Origin of the sequence: Leucobacter soli (assembly GCF_042659205.1) — a bacterium.
GTDB lineage: Bacteria > Actinomycetota > Actinomycetes > Actinomycetales > Microbacteriaceae > Leucobacter > Leucobacter soli.
The window spans coordinates 1-584 of sequence record NZ_JBHSRW010000486.1 but is presented as its reverse complement, the minus strand read 5'-3'; the positions used below and the strand labels follow the sequence as shown (position 1 = coordinate 584).

The window sequence follows — 584 nt, the reverse complement described above, 5'->3', positions numbered from 1 at the left end:
GTTCCTCGAGCAGGAACCGGGTCGCCGTCGCGATGGTCTGCCGGGTGCTGTCGCCGGCGAGCGCCCCGCGCACGGCGGCCAGGCCGTCGGTCGCGGGGATCCTGCGTTTCGCCATGGGCTTCAGCCTAGACCGAGCGCAGCGGCCGGGCACCACGGCCAGGCCGGCGGCCAGGCGGATCAACCGAGCAACCGAGCAACCGAGCAACCGAGCAACCGAGCAGCCGAGCAGAGCGGACACGCAGTGCGTCCGCTGCGATCGGCACCGCCGTCACTCGGGCCGGATCGGCAAGTAGGCTTGTCGCGTGAAGATTCTCGTGCTGGGGCCGGGTGCCCGCGAACACGCCATCGTCAAAGCTCTCCTCGCCGAGGAGTCCGCCCACGAGGTGGTGTGCGCGCCGGGCAATGCCGGCATCGCGGCCGCCGGCGTCGAGACGCCGGAACTCGATGCGAACGATCCGGTCGCGGTCGCGAATTTCGTGCAGGATCGGGGCTTCGACCTCGTCGTGATCGGCCCGGAGGCGCCGCTCGTGGCGGGCGTCGCCGATCCGCTGCGGGAGCGCGGCGTGCCGGTCTTCGGGCCCGGG

At 72.4% G+C, this 584-nt stretch carries 1 pseudogene; it reads left to right on the top strand.

Going from position 1 to position 584, the window contains the following annotated elements:
* Positions 1–302 precede the first annotated feature (302 nt).
* A pseudogene (locus tag ACFPZL_RS14105) lies at positions 303–584 on the top strand (phosphoribosylamine--glycine ligase); the annotation flags it as partial.